This is a genomic window from Sphingoaurantiacus capsulatus, from assembly GCF_042648405.1.
GTDB lineage: Bacteria > Pseudomonadota > Alphaproteobacteria > Sphingomonadales > Sphingomonadaceae > Sphingoaurantiacus > Sphingoaurantiacus capsulatus.
In genome coordinates, this window is sequence record NZ_JBHRXV010000006.1 from 59,471 (window position 1) to 79,746 (window position 20,276).

21 protein-coding genes are annotated in these 20,276 nt (G+C 68.1%); 5 read left to right on the forward strand and 16 right to left on the reverse strand.

Features of this window, described 5'->3' with window-relative positions; translation table 11 throughout:
- Positions 1 to 85 precede the first annotated feature (85 nt).
- The 3 genes from ACFOMD_RS08620 (at position 86) to ftsH (ending at position 3,976) form a co-directional block, all read left to right on the forward strand.
- A complete protein-coding gene (locus tag ACFOMD_RS08620) occupies positions 86 to 1,006 on the forward strand; it encodes a tetratricopeptide repeat protein (RefSeq protein WP_380859885.1) in 921 nt (306 codons plus the stop codon).
- A complete protein-coding gene (gene tilS / locus ACFOMD_RS08625; RefSeq protein ID WP_380859888.1) occupies positions 994 to 1,950 on the forward strand; it encodes a tRNA lysidine(34) synthetase TilS in 957 nt (318 codons plus the stop codon). The genes ACFOMD_RS08620 and tilS overlap by 13 nt, the downstream gene beginning before the upstream one ends.
- Before the next feature lie 76 nt (positions 1,951 to 2,026).
- Positions 2,027 to 3,976 (forward strand): ATP-dependent zinc metalloprotease FtsH, encoded by a 1,950-nt coding sequence (gene ftsH, locus ACFOMD_RS08630; protein ID WP_380859890.1) that lies wholly within the window; start codon positions 2,027 to 2,029, stop codon positions 3,974 to 3,976.
- A gap of 53 nt (positions 3,977 to 4,029) precedes the next feature.
- Here the strand turns inward: ftsH and ACFOMD_RS08635 are convergent, their stop codons facing one another.
- Positions 4,030 to 4,290 carry a DUF423 domain-containing protein gene (locus ACFOMD_RS08635; RefSeq protein ID WP_380860085.1) on the reverse strand — a complete coding sequence of 87 codons (261 nt, stop codon included), beginning with the start codon at positions 4,288 to 4,290 and terminating at the stop codon, positions 4,030 to 4,032.
- Here ACFOMD_RS08635 and ACFOMD_RS08640 point away from each other — a divergent pair.
- Positions 4,231 to 4,356 carry a hypothetical protein gene (locus ACFOMD_RS08640; RefSeq protein WP_380859893.1) on the forward strand — a complete coding sequence of 42 codons (126 nt, stop codon included), beginning with the start codon at positions 4,231 to 4,233 and terminating at the stop codon, positions 4,354 to 4,356. The two genes, ACFOMD_RS08635 and ACFOMD_RS08640, sit on opposite strands and share 60 nt — an antisense overlap.
- Positions 4,357 to 4,361: 5 nt before the next feature.
- Here ACFOMD_RS08640 and ACFOMD_RS08645 read toward each other — a convergent pair whose 3' ends face one another.
- The 10 genes from ACFOMD_RS08645 to radA all read right to left on the reverse strand — a co-directional run bounded on the left by ACFOMD_RS08645 (position 4,362) and on the right by radA (position 15,029).
- Positions 4,362 to 5,513, reverse strand: a complete 1,152-nt coding sequence (locus ACFOMD_RS08645; RefSeq protein ID WP_380859896.1) for an acyl-CoA dehydrogenase family protein — start codon at positions 5,511 to 5,513, stop codon at positions 4,362 to 4,364.
- A 326-nt stretch (positions 5,514 to 5,839) separates the two neighbouring features.
- Positions 5,840 to 6,454, reverse strand: coding sequence for a response regulator transcription factor (locus ACFOMD_RS08650; RefSeq protein ID WP_380859899.1), 615 nt, complete (start codon positions 6,452 to 6,454; stop codon positions 5,840 to 5,842).
- A gap of 109 nt (positions 6,455 to 6,563) precedes the next feature.
- Positions 6,564 to 6,827, reverse strand: coding sequence for a DUF3297 family protein (locus ACFOMD_RS08655; RefSeq protein WP_380859902.1), 264 nt, complete (start codon positions 6,825 to 6,827; stop codon positions 6,564 to 6,566).
- Positions 6,828 to 6,845: 18 nt separating this feature from the next.
- Positions 6,846 to 8,345 carry a CoA-acylating methylmalonate-semialdehyde dehydrogenase gene (locus tag ACFOMD_RS08660; protein WP_380859905.1) on the reverse strand — a complete coding sequence of 500 codons (1,500 nt, stop codon included), beginning with the start codon at positions 8,343 to 8,345 and terminating at the stop codon, positions 6,846 to 6,848.
- On the reverse strand, positions 8,338 to 10,146 hold the full coding sequence (locus tag ACFOMD_RS08665) for a monovalent cation:proton antiporter-2 (CPA2) family protein (RefSeq protein WP_380859908.1): 1,809 nt from the start codon (positions 10,144 to 10,146) through the stop codon (positions 8,338 to 8,340). The genes ACFOMD_RS08660 and ACFOMD_RS08665 overlap by 8 nt, the downstream gene beginning before the upstream one ends.
- A 1-nt stretch (position 10,147) precedes the next feature.
- Entirely contained in the window at positions 10,148 to 10,576 is a 429-nt protein-coding gene (locus tag ACFOMD_RS08670) for an iron-sulfur cluster assembly scaffold protein (RefSeq protein ID WP_380859910.1), read from the reverse strand.
- A gap of 32 nt (positions 10,577 to 10,608) precedes the next feature.
- A complete protein-coding gene (locus tag ACFOMD_RS08675; protein WP_380859912.1) occupies positions 10,609 to 11,394 on the reverse strand; it encodes a DUF4163 domain-containing protein in 786 nt (261 codons plus the stop codon).
- Positions 11,379 to 12,884, reverse strand: a complete 1,506-nt coding sequence (cysS, locus tag ACFOMD_RS08680; RefSeq protein ID WP_380859914.1) for a cysteine--tRNA ligase — start codon at positions 12,882 to 12,884, stop codon at positions 11,379 to 11,381. The genes ACFOMD_RS08675 and cysS overlap by 16 nt, the downstream gene beginning before the upstream one ends.
- A gap of 158 nt (positions 12,885 to 13,042) precedes the next feature.
- Positions 13,043 to 13,645: a CvpA family protein gene (locus tag ACFOMD_RS08685; RefSeq protein WP_380859916.1), complete on the reverse strand. Its 603-nt coding sequence runs from the start codon at positions 13,643 to 13,645 to the stop codon at positions 13,043 to 13,045.
- Positions 13,646 to 13,655: 10 nt separating this feature from the next.
- Complete coding sequence (radA, locus tag ACFOMD_RS08690; RefSeq protein WP_380859919.1) at positions 13,656 to 15,029, reverse strand: DNA repair protein RadA; 1,374 nt, start codon at positions 15,027 to 15,029, stop codon at positions 13,656 to 13,658.
- Positions 15,030 to 15,163: 134 nt separating this feature from the next.
- Between radA and ACFOMD_RS08695 the strand changes: the two genes are divergently transcribed.
- A complete protein-coding gene (locus ACFOMD_RS08695; protein ID WP_380859922.1) occupies positions 15,164 to 15,832 on the forward strand; it encodes a hypothetical protein in 669 nt (222 codons plus the stop codon).
- A gap of 193 nt (positions 15,833 to 16,025) precedes the next feature.
- Here the strand turns inward: ACFOMD_RS08695 and ACFOMD_RS08700 are convergent, their stop codons facing one another.
- Genes ACFOMD_RS08700 through alr form a run of 5 tightly spaced genes read right to left on the reverse strand, consistent with a single transcriptional unit; the run spans position 16,026 to position 19,942 of the window.
- On the reverse strand, positions 16,026 to 16,808 hold the full coding sequence (locus ACFOMD_RS08700) for an anti-sigma factor (protein WP_380859925.1): 783 nt from the start codon (positions 16,806 to 16,808) through the stop codon (positions 16,026 to 16,028).
- The gene (locus ACFOMD_RS08705; protein WP_380859928.1) at positions 16,805 to 17,353 is read right to left on the reverse strand and encodes a sigma-70 family RNA polymerase sigma factor; all 549 of its coding nucleotides are present in this window, start codon (positions 17,351 to 17,353) and stop codon (positions 16,805 to 16,807) included. Before ACFOMD_RS08705 ends, ACFOMD_RS08700 begins: the two co-directional genes overlap by 4 nt.
- Positions 17,350 to 18,117: an ABC transporter ATP-binding protein gene (locus ACFOMD_RS08710; protein ID WP_380859931.1), complete on the reverse strand. Its 768-nt coding sequence runs from the start codon at positions 18,115 to 18,117 to the stop codon at positions 17,350 to 17,352. The genes ACFOMD_RS08705 and ACFOMD_RS08710 overlap by 4 nt, the downstream gene beginning before the upstream one ends.
- Positions 18,114 to 18,911: an MlaE family ABC transporter permease gene (locus tag ACFOMD_RS08715; protein WP_380860088.1), complete on the reverse strand. Its 798-nt coding sequence runs from the start codon at positions 18,909 to 18,911 to the stop codon at positions 18,114 to 18,116. Before ACFOMD_RS08715 ends, ACFOMD_RS08710 begins: the two co-directional genes overlap by 4 nt.
- A complete protein-coding gene (gene alr / locus ACFOMD_RS08720; RefSeq protein ID WP_380860091.1) occupies positions 18,911 to 19,942 on the reverse strand; it encodes an alanine racemase in 1,032 nt (343 codons plus the stop codon). The genes ACFOMD_RS08715 and alr overlap by 1 nt, the downstream gene beginning before the upstream one ends.
- Positions 19,943 to 20,276 lie beyond the last annotated feature (334 nt).

Consider the following 20,276-nt stretch of genomic DNA (forward strand, 5'->3'; position numbering starts at 1 on the left):
GGTACAGCCGGGCGCGTTCAGCTTGTCAGCGAGTCGGCGGGAGGGCAGAAGCCCAACCGATAAGTAGATCGAGCGGGAGACGGCCATGGTCCGCACCATGCTGAAGTCATTGATGTGCGTCGGGCTGATCGCCGTGGCGATGCCGGCGGCGGCGCAGGATTTGCGCCCGACCGAACGCCGGATCGACAAGCTCGAATCCGAGATGCGCGCCGTGCAGCGGAAGGTCTTTCCGGGCGGCGACAAGCGCTATTTCGAGCCCGAATTCCAGCCGACCGACCCGGCCGCGGCGGCGCCGACCGGCGTGCCCGCAAGCTCGCCGATCACCGACCTCACCGCCCGCGTCGACGCGCTGGAGCGCCAGCTCCAATCGATGACCGGCCAGGTCGAGCAGGCGACCTTCAAGACGCGCCAGCTCGAGGAAGCGCTGACCAAATTCCGCACCGATACCGAATATCGGCTGACCCAGCTCGAAGGCGGCGGCGCCGCGACCACCGCCGGCACCGCGCCCGGCAGCCCGGCGATCATCGCTGACAGCGCCCCGATCCTGCCCGCCCCGCGCGCCCCGGCCACCGCGACGCCGAAGCAGGCGACGCCCGCCACCACCACCCCGGCGGGCGATGCCGAGGCCGCCTATCAGGCCGCCTATGCCAGCGTCGTCGCCAAGGACAATGCCAAGGCGGTCACCGACCTCACCGCGTTCGTCGCCAAATACCCCAAGTCGACGCGCGTCAGCATGGCCAACTATTGGGTCGGCCGCAGCCTGATCGCGCAGGGCGACTTCGAACGCGCCGCGCGGGTATTCTTCGACAATCAGCAGAAACTGCCCACCGGCGACCGCGCGCAGGAAAGCCTCTACTGGCTCGGCGACGTGCTGGTCCGCATGGATCGCGCCCCGCAGGCCTGCAAGGTCTATGACCTCGCCAACCAGGTCTACGGCGCCGACATGAAGCCCGCCCTGAAGCCGCAGTTCGCCAATGCGCGCACTGCCGCCAAGTGCGCGGCCTAGCCGGCGACGTCGAACGACTGATCGGGCGGCCGCTCGGCGACGAGGAGCCGCTCGCCGTCGCCGTCTCGGGCGGCCCCGACAGCCTCGCGCTGCTGCTGCTCGCCCACGCCGCTTTTGGCGCGCGGGTACGCGCACTGACCGTCGATCATGGCCTGCGTCCCGAAGGAGCGGATGAGGCGGCCGGCGTCGCGGCCATCTGCGCCCACCTCGGCGTGCCGCATACGACGCTGCCTTGGGAAGGGCCCAAGCCCACCGGCAACCTGCAAGCCGCCGCCCGTGACGCGCGCTATGCATTGATGAGCGACTGGTGCGTGGCGAACGGCATCGTCTGGCTGGTGACCGCCCATCATGCCGATGATCAGGCGGAAACCCTGCTGCTGCGCCTCGCGCGCGGTTCCGGCCTCGCCGGGCTCGCCGGCGTCCGCGTCACCCGCCGCCTCCCCACCGGCGTCACCCTCCTCCGCCCGCTGCTCGACGCCCGCCGCGCCGACCTCGCGGCGGTGGTCCTCGCCGCGGGGCTGACCGCGGCCGACGACCCCTCCAACCACAACGCCCGTTTCGACCGCACCCACGCCCGCCGCTGGCTCGCCGCCCTCCCCGATCTCGACGCTGCCGGCCTCGCCGCCAGCGCCGCGCATCTTGCCGAGGCCGAGGCCGCGCTGGCGTGGACCGCCGATCTCGCCTGGGCAGGGCGGGCCTCCGAAACGGCCGGTGAACTGCATCTAGATGCCGCCGATTTGCCCCGCGAACTGCAGCGCCGCTTGCTGATCCGCGCGCTCAAAACGCTCGCCGCCCCCGAGTCGCGCGGCGCCGAGATCGACCGGTTGCTGGCAGCGCTACAGGCCGGCGAAACCGCCACGCTCGGCGGAATCCGGGCCGAAGGGGGCCGAATCTGGCGTTTTGCGGCGGCACCCCCGCGACGATCGGGCGCGGAAAGCCGCTAGAACGCTCGCCAAGCATTGCTGTTAACCTCGGCGCTCCTATGTTGGACGTTCGCGACAGAAGGGTTTGAAACCGACGATGGCCGACCAACCGAAACGCCCGCCCAATCCGTGGATGAAGAGCCTCGGCATGTGGGTGGCCATCCTGCTCGTGCTCGTGGTGGTGGTGTCGGTGTTCAACCCGTCCTCCAGCTCGTCGAGCCAGGCGACCGACCTCGTCTATTCGGACTTCCTCGCCAAGGTCGAGGAAGGCTCGGTGAAGCAGGTCGAGATGCGCGGCCAGCAGATCATGGGCCGGCTGTCGAACGACCAGGTATTCAAGACCACCGTGCCGCCGATGGGCGACCCCGAACTGATCTCGACGATGCGCGAGCGCGGCGTGCGCTTCAGCGCGCAGCCGGAGGAGCAGCGTTCGCTGTTCTCGGCGATCCTCATCAACATGCTGCCCTTCGTGCTCGTCCTCGGCATCTGGATCTTCGTGATGCGCCAGATGCAGAACGGCGCGGGCCGCGGCGCCATGGGCTTCGGCAAGAGCCGCGCCAAGCTGCTGACCGAGAAGCACGGCCGCGTCACCTTCGACGATGTCGCCGGCATCGACGAGGCGCGCGAGGAGCTTCAGGAGATCGTCGACTTCCTGAAGGACCCGGGCAAGTTCCACCGCCTGGGCGGCAAGATTCCGAAGGGCGCGCTGCTCGTCGGCCCGCCCGGCACCGGCAAGACGCTGCTCGCCCGCGCCATCGCGGGTGAGGCGAACGTCCCCTTCTTCACCATTTCGGGTTCGGACTTCGTCGAGATGTTCGTCGGCGTCGGCGCCAGCCGCGTGCGCGACATGTTCGAGCAGGCGAAGAAGTCGGCGCCCTGCATCATCTTCATCGACGAGATCGACGCCGTCGGCCGCCATCGCGGCGCGGGCCTTGGGGGCGGCAACGACGAGCGCGAGCAGACGCTCAACCAGCTTCTCGTCGAGATGGACGGCTTCGACGCCAACGAGGGTATCATCATCGTCGCGGCGACCAACCGCCCCGACGTGCTCGACCCCGCGCTGCTGCGTCCGGGCCGTTTCGACCGTCAGGTCGTCGTCGGCCGTCCCGATATCGAAGGCCGCGAGCGCATCCTGCAGGTGCACATGCGCAAGGTGCCGCTGGCCCCCGACGTCATCGCCCGCGTCATCGCGCGCGGCACGCCGGGCTTCTCGGGTGCCGACCTCGCCAACCTCGTCAACGAAGCCGCGCTGCTGGCCGCCCGCAAGGGCAAGCGCCTCGTCTCGATGATCGACTTCGAGGAGGCGAAGGACAAGGTCATGATGGGCGTCGAGCGCAAGTCGATGGTCATGACCGAGGACGAGAAGCGCATGACCGCCTATCACGAGGCTGGCCACGCCATCGTCGCGCTGCACGAGCCGGCGTCGGACCCGATCCACAAGGCGACGATCATCCCACGCGGCCGCGCGCTCGGCATGGTGATGCGCCTGCCGGAGCGTGACGCCTATTCGCTCCATCGCGACAAGATGCACGCCAATCTCTCGGTGGCGATGGGCGGCCGCGTCGCCGAGGAATTGGTGTTCGGCTACGACAAGGTCTCGTCGGGCGCGAGCGGAGACATCCAGATGGCGACCGACCTCGCGCGCAACATGGTCACCCAATGGGGCATGTCCGACGTGCTCGGCCCGCTGAAGTACAGCGAGAACCAGGAAGAGGTGTTCCTCGGCCACTCGGTATCGCGCCAGCAGAACGTTTCGGAGCGCACCGCGCAGACGATCGACGAGGAGATCAAGCGCATCGTCACCGGCGGCTATGATAAGGCCAAGCAGGTGCTGACCGACAATGTCGACCAGCTCCACACGCTGGCCGGCGCGCTGCTCGAATATGAGACGCTGTCGGGCGACGAGATCAAGCGCGTGATCGCGGGCGAGCATATCGACCGCGGCGGCTCGGCGACGCCGATTCCGCCGTCGCTGTCGGGCGTCTCAGCCATCCCCAAGACCGGCCGCCGCGGCGGCTTCTCGGGCGAGCCGCAGCCGCAGAACTGATACCGAAAAAGCTTGGGAGAGCTTGAGGGCGGGGAGCGATCCCCGCCCTTCGTCTATTTGGCGCGCAGCACGCTCCAGATCAGCCACGCCCAGCCGATCATCATCAAGGTGCCGCCGACCGGCGCCAGCATGCCGAGCGCGCGAACGCCCGCCAGTGCGATGACGTAGAGCGACGCGGAGAAGATCAGCGCACCCACCGTCATCGCCCAGGCGCTGCCTTGCGACCGACCCGCCACCGCGAACGCTGCGGCGGCATGGGTGAGGCCATAGGTGGCGCCGGTGGCGATCCACGCCTTCGCCTGCGGGTCGGTGATGCCATGCGCGCCGAACGCGCCGACGAGGACGCCGAGCAGGCCGTTCAGCGCGGCGAGGGCGAGTAGCGGCTTCAGTTTGCCGTTCGCATCATCTCGCGGGCGACGATCATCCGCATGATCTCGTTGGTGCCCTCGAGGATTTGGTGGACGCGCAGGTCGCGGAACAGCTTCTCGATCGGATAATCCTGCAGATAGCCGTAGCCGCCGTGCAGCTGCAGCGCCCGGTCGACCACCGCCATGCCGGTGTCGGTGGCGAGGCGCTTCGCCATCGCCGCGAACTTGGTCTTGTCGGGCGCGCCGGCGCTCACTTTGGCGGCGGCGGCGTAGAGCAGGATGCGCGCCGCCTCCAGCTCGGTCGCCATGTCGGCGAGGCGGAACTGGGTGTTCTGGAAGTCGGCGATCGCCTTGCCGAACTGGCTGCGCTGCCGCGTGTAGGCGAGCGTCTCATCGATGGCGCGCTGCGCGCCGCCGAGCGAGCAGGCGCCGATGTTGAGCCGTCCGCCGTCGAGGCCGGCCATCGCGATGGCGAAGCCCTGCCCTTCCGCGCCGACCAGATTCTCGACCGGGACCTTCGCGCCGTCGAAATTCACCTGGCTGGTCGGCTGGTTCTTCCAGCCCATCTTGCGCTCGTTGGCGCCGAAGCTGACGCCCGGCGTGTCCTTGTCGATGACCAGACAGGAGATGCCCTTCGGCCCCGCCTCACCGGTGCGCACCATCGTCACATAGACGTCGTTGGCGCCGCCGCCCGAGATGAACGCCTTCGATCCGCTGACCACATAATGATCACCCTCGCGCACCGCGCGCGTCTTCAGCGCCGCCGCGTCGGAGCCCGAGCCCGGCTCGGTCAGGCAATAGCTGGCGATCTTGTCCATGGTCACGAGGCTCGGCAGATATTTCGCCTTCACCGCCTCGCTGCCGAAGCAGTCGATCATCCAGCTCGCCATGTTGTGGATCGAGATGAACGCCGAGGTGGAGGGGCAGCCATAGGCCATCGCCTCCATGATCAGCGCCGATTCGAGCCGCCCGAGCCCGATGCCGCCCGATCCTTCCGACACATAGATCGCGCCGAAGCCGAGTTCGGCGGCGGCCTTGATGGTGTCGCGCGGGAAGAAAGCCTTCTCGTCCCACTCCGCCGCGAAGGGCGTGATCGCGTCGGCGGTGAAGCGCTGCGCCATTTCCTGGATCGCGCGCTGGTCCTCGGTGAGGGCGAATTGATCGGTCATGTCGGGGCTATAGCCGAAGCCAGCGCCCAAGGTGAAGCCGTAAGCGAGCGAACCAAGGGCCTGCCTTCCGAGTTCGCGACGGCCGTGACACGGCGGGCTTCGTTGTCCGGCGAGGAGTTAGGAGGAGAGCGATGCTTGAGCATCGTGACCGACGACACGACGACGTCCGGGCGGCGAATGACGCCGTGCCGCGGAGCGGTCGCCGTCTGAGCCGCTTTGGGGGTGTCGCCGTCGCTCGTCGGGCCACTTGGCCCGCCGCCGCTCCCGCTCCTACCCAAAGCGGCTCAGACGGCGATCCCGGCCATCGCGAACTCGGAAGGCAGGCCCTATGCCCCGCTGAATCCCGCCTCATGGGCCACGCGCAGCGCCTCGGGCAGCGATCGGGCGCCCAGCCGCTCCATCAGATTGGCGCGGTGCATCTCGACGGTGCGCGGGCTGACGTTCAACTGGCGGGCGATACTCTTGTTCGAGCCGCCGGCCATCAGCCCGTGCAGCACCTCATTCTCGCGCGGGGTCAGCCGCGCGATACGTTTCTTCGAATCCTGAATGTCGGTGACCTGCGCCGCCGACACCCGCAGGCCGCGCTTCACCGCGTCGAGCAGCGCCACCGGGCGATAGGGCTTTTCGAGGAAATCGGTGGCGCCCGTTTTCATCGCCAGCACCGCCGTCGCCACGTCGCCGTGGCCGGTCACCATGATCACCGACAGGTTGGAGCCGCGCTTCACCATCATCGCTTGCACGTCGAGCCCGTTCGGCCCCGGCATGCAGATGTCGAGAAGGACGCAGCCCCCGCCATGAAGGTCGGCCTCGTCGAGAAACTCACGGCCCGACACGAAGGCCTGGGGTTCATAGCCGGCCGTGGCCAACAGCGTATGTGTCGCCTCGCGCACGGCGACATCATCGTCGACCACATAGACCGAGCGGGGTCCGAATGGAGTCATGGGTGTTCCGTCTGGCAGCGCGACAACAACTAGGCCGGCCGGGGCCGATAAGCGCCCCGGCGGTCCTGTTCATCTACATGAAGCCGTTCTCGTGTCCAAATAGCCTAGGTTAGTCGGCCGACTCTTCGGCTTTGGGGGTGTCCTTGAAATAGGGTTCCACCGTGCCTTTCAGCTTCAATGTCATGGGGTTGCCATGACGGTCACGGCTGGCGCCGGCGGCCACGCGGATCCAGCCTTCGCTGACGCAATATTCCTCCACATTGGTCTTTTCGACGCCATTGAAGCGAATCCCGACGCCGCGCTCGAGAAGCGCAGGGTCGCAATGCGGGTCCTTGGGGTTGGTCGACAGACGGTCGGGGGGCGTTTCGCTCATGGTCTCTTGGCTTTCAGTTTAGCGCATCGTCGGGATGATGAAGCTGCTGTCGGTGACGGGTCCGCCTGCGGGCCAGCGCTGGGTGATGGTCTTGACCTTGGTGAAGAAGCGGATGCCTTCCGGGCCATGCTGGTTGGTGTCGCCGAAGGCGGAGCGCTTCCAGCCGCCAAAAGTGTGGTAGGCCACCGGCACCGGGATCGGCACGTTGATGCCGACCATGCCGACCTCGACGTTCGCGGCGAACTCCCGCGCCGCGGCGCCGTTGCGGGTGAAGATGGCGACGCCGTTGCCGTACTGGTGGTTGGTCGGCAGCGCGAGCGCCTCCTCGAAGCTCTGCGCGCGCACCATCTGCAGGACAGGGCCGAAGATCTCTTCCTTGTAGCTCTGCATGTCGGGGGTAACGCGGTCGAAGAAGGTCGGGCCGACGAAGAAGCCGTCCTCATGCCCCTGCAGCTTGAAGCCCCGGCCGTCGACCACCAGCTCGGCGCCTTCTCGCACCCCCATCTCGATATAGCTCTCGACCTTCGCTTTATGGGCGGCGTTGATCACCGGGCCGTAGTGCGCATCCGCATCGGTGCTGACACCGAGGCGCAGCTTCTCGATCTCGGGCAGCAGCCGATCCTTCAAGGCCTGTGCGGTCTGGTCGCCCACGGGGACCACCACGGGCAGCGCCATGCAGCGCTCGCCCGCCGAGCCGAAGGCGGCGCCGACGAGGTCGGCCACCGTCTGGTCGAGGTCGGCGTCGGGGAGCACGATGCCGTGGTTCTTGGCGCCGCCCATCGCCTGCACCCGCTTCCCCGCGGCAACGCCGCGCTGGTAGACATAGTGGGCGATATCGCTCGACCCGACAAAGCTCACCGCCTTGATGTCCTGATGATCGAGGATGGCGTCGACCACCGTCTTGTCGCCCTGCACGACGTTGAGGACACCCTCGGGCAGCCCCGCTTCCATCATCAGCTCGGCGAGGCGCACCGGCACGCTCGGATCACGCTCGCTCGGCTTCAGGATGAAGGCGTTGCCGCACGCAATCGCCACCCCGAACATCCACATCGGGATCATCGCCGGGAAGTTGAACGGGGTGATGCCGGCGACCACACCGAGCGGCTGGCGCATCGAATAGACGTCGATCCCCGGACCCGCGCCCTGCGTGTACTCGCCCTTCAACAGATGCGGGATGCCGCAGGCGAACTCGATGACCTCGAGCCCGCGCTGGATGTCGCCCTTGGAGTCCGCGATCACCTTGCCGTGCTCCGACGACAGCAGATGCGCCAGTTCGTCCATATTGGCTTCCAAGAGCCGCTTGAACTCGAACATCACCCGCGCGCGACGCTGCGGGTTGGTCGCCGCCCAGCCGCGCTGCGCTTCCACGGCGACGGCGACCGCGCGGTCCAGCTCCTCGACGGTGCCGAGGCCCACCCGCGCCTGCACCTGGCCCGTGTTGGGGTCGAACACGTCGCCGAAGCGGCCCGAGGCGGACGCGACGGCAGAGCCGGAAATGAAATGATGGATGCTACGCATTGCTCGGGGCCTCATCCTGCTCGTCGCCGGCGAAGGGAATTTCGCCGACGGCGTCGTTGATGGTCTTGCGCGCCGGGTAGACGAGATGGCGCCCTGCGAGCAAGTCGCCGCTCGACATCTGCACGGCGAGCCGTTCCGCATCCAGGCGGCGATACTCGGTCTCGATGGCGTCGATGGTCGGATCGTCGGTGCCGAGCGCCTTTAGCGCCTGCCGCCCCATCGCCACCGCCGACTCGAACACCTCGCGCACCACCAGCTCGACATCTGCCTGCCGCAGCGCGATCAGATGACGGCGGTCGAACGCGCGGGCGAGCAGCTGCGCCTGCGGGAACGCCTCGCGCACGCTATGCAGCGCATCGGCCCCCAGCCAGCCGCCGTCGGCGGCGAACACGATCATGTCGACATGGTCGGCCCCGGCGGCGCGCAGCACGTCGACGCGCCGGCCGTCGCCATAATAGACCTTGATGCCGAACTGGCCGGTCAGCTCGATCTGCGAGGGTTTCAGGTCGATCAAGGTCACCTCGACGCCGCGCCCGCGCAGCATGCGCTCGACGCCCTGCCCGAAGCGGCCATAGCCGACGATGATGACGCGGCAGCCGGCAGCGGCGCTTGGCCCGGCGAGCGTCACCGGCGCCTCGCGCGCCGTCACCAGCCCGCCCAGTCGGATGACCAGCGGCGTCAGCGCCATCGATACGGTGACCACTGCGCCGAACAGGCTGGCCGCCGCCGGCGACAGCAGCAAGCCCCGCTCGGCCGCCCCGAACAGCACGAAGCCGAACTCGCCGCCCTGCGACAGCAGCAGCCCCATCGGCAGCGCCGCGCGCCACGGCGATCCGAACAGCCGCGCCAGCCCGACGATGATGGCCGTCTTCACCGCCATCACCCCCACCGCCAGCGCGACGATCAGCGCCCAGCGGTCGGCAAGGATGGTGAGGTCGAGCGTCATGCCGACCGAGATGAAGAACAGGCCGAGCAGCAGGCCCCTGAATGGCTCGATGTCCGCTTCCAGCTCGTGCCGGTAGTTGGAATCGGCGAGCATCACGCCCGCGACGAAGGCGCCGAGCGCCATCGACAAGCCAAGGCTCGCCATCAGGAAGGCGCTGCCCAGCACCGCCAGCAGCGCCGCGATCACGAACGCCTCGCGCGCGCCCAACTCGGCGATCACCCTGAACAGCGGGTTCATCAGATAGCGGCCGGCGAGCGCCAGCCCACCGATCGCCGCAACGGTGTAAACCGCCTGCATCCACCCCGAGGTCGCGCCGGCATCGGGCGTCCGGCTCAGCGCCGCGACGATGGTCAGCATCGGCACAATCGACAGGTCCTGGAACAGCAGCATCGAGAAGCTGCGCTCGCCCATCGGCGTATTGAGCTGCTGCCGCTCCGACAAGAGCTGGATGACCAGCGCGGTGGAGGACAGCGCCAGCGGCAGGCCAACGACCAGCGCCGCCTGCCAGGTGAGCCCGGTCACCGCCAGCAGCAGCCCGGTGATGGCCAAGCCGCACAATGCCACCTGCAGCAGCCCCAGCCCGAAGATGTCAACGCGCAACTGCCACAGCCGCGCCGGGCGCAGCTCCAGCCCGATAACGAACAGCAGCAGCACGATGCCGAACTCGGAGAAGGCGAGCGTCGACTGCGGGTTGGCGACAAGGCCGAACAGATGCGGCCCGATCAGCAGCCCGGCGGCAAGATAGCCGAGCACCGCTCCAAGCTTCAGCCGGTGAAACAGCGGCACCGCCACCGTCGCGGCGGCCAAATAGACCACGGCGTCGCGCAGCAGGGTCGGTTCGTGCGCGACCGCCATATCAGCGCCCCGCCGCGTCGGCCGCCGCATCGGCGGCGGTCTGGAAGGCGAGCAGGATCGACCCGTGGCGGCCCTTGTGCGGGCGGGCCGGCATCAGCGCCTCGATTCCCGGCCAGTCCCCCGGTGTCTCCGCCTCGCCCTTCAGATAGGCGGCCAGCGCATCGCGCGCGGCGGCCAGCTCCAGCGGCGTCTTGCCCAGCACCTCCGCCCCCATGATGGCCGCGGATGCCTGCCCCAGCGCACAGGCGCGCACCTCCTGCCCGAACCGCGCCACGCGGCCCGCCTCATCGAGATCGAGATCGACGATAATCCGGCTCCCGCAAATCGGGCTCACCCGCTGCACACTCGCCTGCGGCCCCTCGAGCCGCGCCTGATGCGGGATCGCCGCGGCAAGGCGCAGGATATGATTATTGTAGAGCGCCTCGGCCATTGCCGCCCTCTACTCGCTCGCGAGAGGCGCGGCTACTCCGCCGGGCGATACTCGGGCTTCACCAGCGTCGACACTTCGGGCTGCGGGAACACCCACAGCTCATAGCTGCCCTCGGCATAAGGGCCCGCGGTGTAGGGATCGAGATAGACCTTCAAACCGCCGGACGCATTCTCGTTCCAGCCGGCAAGCGTCACCGTCTGTTCGAGCAGCGGCGGGCAGGCGTCGAACTCGCCGCCGATCTTCACGCCGTCGCGCCGCTCGCTGCGTTCGCGGTCGAGCGCCTCGCAATAGGCCTTCTCGATCACCGGCTTCGCCTTCGCCCAGTCGGCGAACAGGTCGGGCAGCGCGAGGCGCTTGCCGATCTGCTTGTCCCAGATGATGCCGCGCGCGTAGTGCATGCCGTGCGCGCCGCCGGTGAAGGTGTCGGTGCTCGCGACGAGGCTGAGCAGCCGCGGCGTGTCCGCCTCCACCTTCCAGTCCTGTTGCCAATAATGGCCGAAGAACGGTGCATCGGGGCCGCGCGCCATGCGCTCCTCCTCGGCGCCCGCGCGCGCGTCTTCAAGCGCCTCCTGCGCCTCCTTGCGGAGCGCGGCCAGCAGCGGCGGGAAGGCGGCAACGTCGGGCACCATGCGCCAGCCGAAATCGAGCACCTCGCTCTGCTCGCGGATCAGCAGATCGCTAGCCGGGATCACCGCCGATGCGGCGGGCGCCTCGGCAGCAGGCTGCTCGGCCTTCGGCGCCTCGGGCGTGCTGCTGTCACAGGCGGCGACCGCCAGCAGCAGCATCGCGGCAAGGCCAAGCTTCAGGCGCGTTTCCATGTCGTTCCTCCGGGGCCATCTTCCAGAACGATCCCGGCGTCGGTCAGCTCCTGCCGGATGCGGTCGGCGGCGGCGAAATCCTTGGCCGCCCGAGCTGCATTTCGGGCCTGAATATGCTCTTCGATATCGTGCGGGAGGATCGGTGCAGAAACGATGGTTATCAGCTGTGGATGCTGAGCGGCATCTGCAGGATCGACCGAGACGATCGTCGCCCCCTTAAGCCACTCCTCCGGTTCGCTTTGCAGAATACCGAGCAGGCGACCGGCGGCCACCGCACCACCTAGGAGCACGGCGATCTCGTCCATGTAGTCTGCAACGAAATCCGCTTCGGATGAAAGATCACGGCCATCTTCAGCATTCTGCGCGTCGATGAGCTTACCGGCCCGCTTAAAGATGGCTGACACCTCGGAAATCGCCTTAGGCGTGTTTAAATCATCGCGAAGCGCCACCATCACCGTTTCCGGTGGCTGCGCAAGCGGGAGGTTCTTCCCTCGTAGGCGATGCCAGTTCAACCGCGCGTACCAGCGATCGAGCGTCTTCTTGTACTGCTCGATCAGCGCGTCGGTCCAGTCGAGCGGCTGGCGGTAGTGTGCCGACAGCAACGCCAGCCGCAGCACTTCGCCCTTGTGGCCCGCCGCCAGCAGCCGGTCGACGGTGATGACATTGCCGAGCGACTTCGACATCTTCTCGGCGTTCATCGACAGGAAACCGTTGTGCAGCCACACGCGCGCCAGCGGCGCGCCGCCGTGCGAGCAGGCGGACTGCGCCACCTCATTCTCATGGTGCGGGAACTGCAGGTCGATGCCGCCGGCGTGGATGTCGATGGTCTCGCCGAGATGCGCCTCGATCATCGCCGAGCATTCGATATGCCAGCCGGGGCGGCCGCGGCCCCAGGGCGAGTCCCAGCCGGGCTGGCTGTCGTCGCTCGGCTTCCACAGCACGAAATCGGCGGGCGAGCGCTTATAGGGGGCGACCTCGACGCGCGCGCCGGCGATCATCTCGTCCATCGGCCGCTTCGACAGCCGGCCATAATCGGGCCAGCTCGGCACGTCGAACAGCACATGGCCTTCGGCGGCATAGGCGTGGCCGGCGTCGATCAGCCGCTCGATCATCGCCACCATCTGCGGGACATGCGCGGTGGCATAGGGCTCGATATCGGGCCGGGCGACGCCGAGCGCGCCCATGTCGTCGAGATAATGCTGCGCAAACCGTGAGGTGATCGTCTCGATCGGCACGCCTTCGGCGGCGGCGGACGCGATGATCTTGTCCTCGATGTCGGTGATGTTGCGCGCGTAGACGACGCTGTCGGCGCCATAGCGATGGCGCAGCAGCCGCGCGAGCACGTCGAAGACGACAGCGGGGCGCGCGTTGCCGATATGGGCGCGGTTGTAAACGGTGGGGCCGCACACATACATCGTCACCCGCTTTTCATTGGCGGGCTTGAAAGGCTTCTTCTCACGCGTCAGCGTATTGTAGAGGTGGAGGTCCATGCGCGCGGGCTTAGCGGTTTCGGCCAGCAGCGTCATCCCTGCCCGTGGTGCGCGACGCCCTTGTCACCCCACAACCGTCATACCGGCGAAAGCCGGTATCCAGACCGGCCCGTCGAACTGGATACCGGCTTTCGCCGGTATGACGGAATGGGTGGGAGCTATTGCTGCTCCGGCTCTTCGCGCCCGCCGCTCTTCAGCAGCGCGTCGAGGCTTTCGCGGGCCGCTTCCTCATAGCCGCCGCCGTCGGTCGCGGTGGCGACGCCCGGCGCGGCGCGCTGCTCCTCGACCCAGTCGACGATCGCCTCGCTCGACAGCTTCAGCAGCGGATAGGTCTTCGCCGAGCGCAGCCAGTCGGGCTTGGGCTCGTCCTTTCCCCAGGTCACGTCGAAGAACAGGTTGATGAGCAGGAACAGCAAGGCCGCGCCGATCAGGCCCTTGATCGCGCCGAAGCCCAGGCCGAGCACCCGATCCACCGGCCCGACGATCGATTTCCGCGTCCGCTCGCCGAGCAAGCGGGCGATCAGGCGGAAGCCGATGAAGGTGACGAGGAAGATGAACACGAAGGCGAGGATCGCGCCGCCGGTCTCGGTGCCGGTGATGCCAGCCGCGAACGCCGAGCCGGGCTCGTAGAACAGCCGCAGCGCCGCGACGCCCGCCACCCAGGCGATCAGCGACAGGATTTCGGTGACGAACCCGCGCAGCACGCCGAGCACGGCGGCGGAGCCGATCATCAGGATGACGAGAATGTCGAACGCGGTCATGATGTCAGGCTTATGAGCGGCCGGTCAGATGGTCAACGAGTTGGCCGAGGCGACCGAACTGCGCCGCCTTCATCCCCTTGGGCACGCCGTTGCCGTTGGCGGGCATCAGCGCCTCGTGGAAGCCGAGCTTCGCCGCCTCTTTCAGCCGCAGCGCCGCGTGGCTGGCGGTGCGCACTTCGCCCGACAGCGCGATCTCGCCCATCGCCACCGTGTCGGTCGGGAAGGGCTGCTCGGTGAGCGCCGAAATGAGCGCCGCGGCCACCGCGAGATCGGCGGCCGGGTCGCTGACCTTCAGCCCGCCGGCGACGTTCAAATAGACTTCGCAGGTGGACAGCGAGAGCCCGCAGCGCGCCTCCAGCACCGCGAGGATCATCGCGAGGCGCGCCGAATCCCAGCCGACCACCGCGCGGCGCGGGGTGGCACCGCTGGCGATCCGCACCACCAGCGCCTGGATTTCGACCATCACCGGCCGCGTGCCCTCAAGCGCGGGAAACACCACCGATCCCGACACCGGCCGGTCGCGCTCGGTGAGGAACAGCGAGGAGGGATTGGCGACCTCGTCGAGACCGGCGGCGCCCATCGCGAACACACCGATCTCGTCGGTGCCGCCGAAGCGGTTCTTCACCGCGCGCAGGATGCGATACTGATGGCTGCGCTCGCCCTCGAAGTAGAGGACGGTGTCGACCATATGTTCGAGCACGCGCGGGCCGGCGATCTGGCCGTCCTTGGTGACATGGCCGACCAGCACCAGCGCGCAGCCCGAGGTCTTGGCGTAGCGGATCAGTTCCTGCGCGGCGGCGCGCACCTGGCTGACCGTCCCCGGCGCGCCTTCGAGCGTGTCCGAATGCATCGTCTGGATGGAGTCGATGACCAGCAGCGCCGGCGGCGGGCCCTTCGCCAGCGTCGTCAGGATGTCGCGCACCGACGTAGCGCTGGCGAGCGCCACCGGCGCCTTGTCGAGCCCGAGCCGCTGCGCGCGCAGCCGTACCTGATCCGCCGATTCCTCGCCGGTGATATAGGCGACGCCCCTGCCCGCCTGCGCCATGCGGCCGGCAGCCTGCAGCAGCAAGGTCGACTTGCCGATGCCGGGGTCGCCGCCGATCAGGATCGCTGAGGCCGGCACGATGCCGCCGCCGAGCGCGCGGTCCAATTCGGCGATGCCGCTCGGCAGCCGCGGCGGCAGCGCCACCGTCTCGTCGAGCCGCGTCATGTCGAGCAGCCGGCCACCGCTGGCGAGGCTGTGCTTGGCGGAGAAGGCGGTGACCGTCGCGGTCGCCTCGGCCTGGATGCTGTTCCATTCCTGGCAGTCGACGCACTGGCCCGCCCATTTGGCATGGGCGGCCCCGCAGGACTGGCAGACATAGCGGGTCGCGGCCTTGGCCATCTTCACTCCGGAAAATCGAACAGAAGGCGAACATATCGCCGTGTTGCGGAGAGAGCAACGCCGTAGCCGGAACGATTCCCGTTCATGTTCGCTATCGGTGCCGTAAGTGAGTTGCGTTCGACAGGGTAAGGTCGATGTTGCGTAAGCTGTTCTGTGCTGCCGGGCTGGCGCTGATTGCGGCGCCAGCCGCGGCGGAAACCCCCGAGATCACCACCGGCATCACCGCCGGCACGCTGGGCGTCGGCCCCGAGGTCGGCGTGCGGCTGGGGCCGAAGGTCGGCGTTCGCGCCAACGCGATGGTCGGCGGCACCGGCATCGTCGATATCGACGCGCAGTCGGACGATATCCCCTTCGACGGCGCGGTGCGCAGCCGCTCGGTCGGTGCGATGCTCGATTTCTATCCGGCGAACAATGGCTTCCGCGTGTCGGCCGGCTTCCGGATCAACGGCAACAAGGCGACCTTGCGCGCCACGCCGACCACCAACACGACCATCGGCCCGCGCAGCGTGACGCCGATGCAGGTTGGCACCTTGCGCGCCAGCTACCGCGTCCGCGACTGGGCGCCGACCCTGACGGTCGGATACTCGGGCGAGATCGCGCCGAAGCTGTCGCTGGGGGTGGAGGCGGGCGCCGTCTATCACGGCGCGCCGAAGATCACCTCGCTGACCTCGTCAGGCGGCTCGCTGTCGGGGGATGCGGGATTCGCGGCGGATCTGGAGACCGAGCGGATGCTGATCCAGAACGATATCAGCGACTATAAATTCTATCCGGTCGCCCAGGTGTCGCTCGCCTATCGCTTCTGAATGAAAGTGCGGCGGGCTCGGAACCGGGGGCACCAGGCGTTCCGAAAACCCGCCGCAGGGGGGAGAGAGGGTAAACCGCCGGGCCGGCATGTTCGGCTCCGCCCCGGCGTCTCACGATACTCAGCAGCAGATACGGTGAGGATTTCTACCCGGATGCAAATCCGCGTAGATTATTTTTACCCGGGTAATTTTTCTAAATTTGGGTGAGCTTGCCCGAGGCGATAACGGCGCCGGTGGGGCCGCCGGTCGGCGAGCCGCCGGTCGGTTCGATCGACACCGCAAGCGTCGCACCGGCCGCAAGATCGGCGCGGACATCGCCCGGCATCGCATAGGCCTTCGGATTGCCGGCATCGATGACGCCGAGCGACCGCGGCGCCTTGTCACCGACGATGATCCACAGTTCGAGGACCTGCGTCGGCTTCAACTCATAGTCGCCGGTCGGGGTGACGATGAAGCGGCGGTTCGACGGATCGTAGGACGCGGCGAGCAGCGCGGCGCCGCCTTCCATCGTCACCGGCGCGGCCGACATCGGCTCGGTCACCGCCTGCTGGAACCCGGTCGCGGGCGTCGCAGCCGTCGGCACTGGCGCGGTCTGCGGCGAGACCAGAAGGGCGGCGAACACCGCGGCGGCGCCGGCGGTGGCGAAGGAGAGGCCGCGCCAGAAGGCGAGGCTCGACCAGATGCCGGTCTTTTCAGCCGCGACGGGCGCGTAGCTCACCTGCTCGGCGGCGCGGGGGGCGGGGGCGATCGCGGTATCGATGCGGCTCCAGAGGTCGGCGGGGGGTGCTACGGCGGCGACGGTCTCGACCATCGGCTCTATATCGGCCTGCCAGCGAGCGACCAGCGCGGCGAAGGCGGGGTCGCGCGCCAGCAGGTCCTCGGCAGTGCGACGCTCGGCGGCGTCGAGCACGCCAAGGGCGTACTCGGCGGCCAGCGCCTCCTGCTCGGTCCAGTCCTGATCGCCGTCGCCGCTCATGCCGCTTCCAGCTTGCTCCTCAAACTCAACATGCCTCGCCGGATCCAGCTCTTCATCGTCCCCTCCGGCACGCCGGCGCGTGCTGCGAGGGTCTGGTAGGTCGCACCTTCGAAGAAGGCGCTGCGGATCGCCGCAGCCGCCTTGGGGTCGATCGAGGCCAGCGCGGCTTCAATCCGCCGCGCATCCTCCGAACGCTCCGCCATCACGTCTGCGCCGTCGCTTGAATCCGCCACCTCGAACGCATCGTCCAAGGGGCGCATGTCGCGCGACCCGCGTGACCGCAGCCGATCGATCGACCTGTTGCGCGCGATCGTGGCCACCCAGGTGATCGGGCTTGCGCGGGTCGGATCGAACTCCGCCGCCTTGCGCCAGATCGTCAGGTACACGTCCTGCAACACGTCCTCGGCCTCGCCGCGGTCGTTCAAGATACGGAGGCAGACGCCAAAGAGTTTCGCGGAAGTCGAATCATAGACGTATTTTAGCGCCGCGCGGTCGCCGTTCGCGGTGCGCTGCAGCGCATCGACGAGGGCATCGCGGGGGGTCACCGATTGAGCACGCCCGTCTTGATCGGCCCTTCGGCGCGGCCGTTCACGAACTGGTCGACATAAGGGTTGCCGCTCGAGTGGATAATATCCCGCGGGCCGTCCCAGATGATCTTGCCGTTGTACAGCATGGCCACACGATGCGCGATTTTTCGCGCCGACGCCATATCGTGCGTGATGGTCAGCGCGGTGACCCCCAGATCGCGCACCAGGCTGACGATCAGGTCGTTGATCACGTCGGCGCGGATCGGGTCGAGGCCGGTGGTCGGCTCGTCGAAGAAGATGATCTCCGGCTTCGCGGCAATGGCACGGGCGAGCGCCACGCGCTTCTGCATGCCGCCCGACAGTTCGGAGGGGCGGAGGTCGGCAACGGCGGGATCGAGCCCGACCTTCTGCAGCAGCTCGACCGCGAGGGCGTGGAGCTTGGCGTTGCCGCGGCGGCCCTGCGTCAGCGCGAAGGTGATGTTGCGCCACACCGGCATCGAATCGAACAGCGCGCCGCCCTGGAACAGCATGCCGAAGCGCGCGCGGTGCGCGGCGCGGGCACGACCGCGCAGGCGGGTGACGTCCTCGCCATCGACGAAAATCTGCCCCTCGTCGGGCTGCAGCAGGCCGAGGATGCACTTCAGCATCACCGACTTGCCGGTGCCCGAGCCGCCGATGACGACGAGCGATTCGCCCGGCGCGATCGACAGGTTCAGCTTGTCGAGCACGACCTTCCGGCCGAAGCGCTTCGAGACGCCGCGAAGTTCGATCTTCGGGGTCATGAGCCGAACACCACGACGGTGATGATGAGGTTCGCCAGCAGGATAAGGATGAACGCCGACACCACCGCGTTGGTGGTGGCGCGCCCGACGCCCGCGGCGCCGCCCGACGAGTGGAAGCCGTTGTAGCAGCCCATCAATGCGATGATGAAGCCGAACACCCCCGCCTTGACCATCGATGACACGACGTCGCCGGTTTCGAGATACTGGCTGGTGATCGACAGATAGTTGGCGCTGTTGAAGCCGAGCCGCTCGGTGCCGATCAGGAAGCCGCCGTAGACGCCGATGATGTTGGCGACGAGCACCAGCACCGGCAGCACCAGCACCGCCGCGATCAGGCGCGGCGCGATCAGATACTGGTAGGGGTCGGTGCGCAGCGTGGTCAGCGCGTCGATCTGCTCGGTAACGCGCATCGTGCCGAGTTCGGCCGCCATCGCCGAGGAGACGCGGCCCGCCACCATCAGGCCGCCCAGCACCGGGCCGAGCTCACGCACCACCGCGATGACGGTGACGGCGGGGACGGTGCTCTCCGCATTGAAGCGGCCGCCGCCGACGAAAATCTGCTGCGCCATCGCCGCGCCGGTGAACAGCGCGGTCAGGCCGACGACCGGCAGCGAGAAATAGCCGATGGTCAGCATCTGTTCGATGATGCGCGACGGATAATAGGGCGGCAGCACCGCGCGGCTGATCGCGCGCCAGGTGAACTGCGCCAGCCGGCCGACGGCGCCGAGGCCACCGAGCACGAAGCTGCCGATGCCGACGAGGAAGCCGATCAGGTCTTTGAGCAGGCGATGCATCATAGGTAACGGCGCTGATAGCGGGCGCCGAGACAAGTCAGCAACTCATATTGCGACAACCCCGATGCGGCGGAGGCGCGCGGCAGGTCGAAATCGACCTCGACCCAGTCGCCTTCCGTGAGCGCCGCACCGCTCGCGTCGATGGCGGTGAGGTCCATCGAGACGCGCCCGAGGACGGGGAGTGCCGCGCCGCCGGCCAGCGCCTGCCCGACGCCTGAGAAGGCGCGGAGATAGCCGTCGGCATAGCCGAGGTTGAGGATGGCGACTTGGGTGTCGGCCTTGGCCGCGAAGGTGCGGTTGTAGCCGATCGCCTCGCCGGCCTTCAGCGTGCGCGTCTGCACCACCTGCGCCTCGGCGCGCACCACCTGCCTGAGCTGGCCGGCGGCGGCGGGATGCGGCACGCCGCCGTAGAGGCCAAGGCCGGGGCGGGTGAGATCGAAATGATAGGCGGCGCCCTCACAGACGCCCGCTGAATTGGCGAAGCTGCGCTGGCGGGCGGGCACGTCGAGCGCGCGAAAGGCGGCAAGCTGGCGCACGTTCATCGGATGGCCGGGTTCGTCGGCGCAGGCGAGGTGGCTGTGCAAGGTGTCGATGGCGAGCCCGTCGAGCGCGGCTAGCTCGTCGAGGCCGAGGCCAAGACGATTCATGCCGGTATCAACCATCACGTCGCAGCGGCGGCCGGGTGCGGCGTCGCGCCAGCGGGCGACCTGCTCGGCGCTGACCAGCATGGGGATGGCGTCGCTGGCCACCGCGAAGGCGAGATCGTCGGGCAGGACGCCGTGGAGGATACGCAACGTCGCGCCGGCGGGCAGCGGCAGCAACCCGGCGGCCTCCGACCAGGTGGCAACGAAGAAATCGCGGCAGCCTTCCGCCGCCAGCCGCTCGACGACGGCCTTGGCCCCGACCCCGTACGCATCGGCCTTCACAGCCGCCCCGCAGGCGGCGGGCGCCGAGGCACGCGCGAACCAGCGCCAGTTATGCGCGAGCGCGTCGAGATCGATCGTCAGGCGAAGAGGCGCCGGCGGCTGCATCGGCGCGGCAGTAGCGGGGTGAGAAGCCGAGGGCAAATCGGCGGCGGGCTCGGCGACGGACATTGCCGTCATAGTAGCGCTCACCCTCGTCTTAGCGAGATGGCGTATTTTTGTTGTGCCGTGCTGAGCTTGTAGAAGGGCGAGTGCGCGCTCCCTTCCCTCTCTCTATCGTCATCCCCGCGAAGGCGGGGATCCATTCTCCGAAGCGTCGGCGGTAATGGATCCCCGCCTTCGCGGGGATGACGGTGTTAAGAATGGGGTGAGCGCTACTGGAAGGGCAGTGCGCCTCAGGAGCGGATGGATGCAGGTGCTTCCCCGCCCCTGCCCCTGCCCC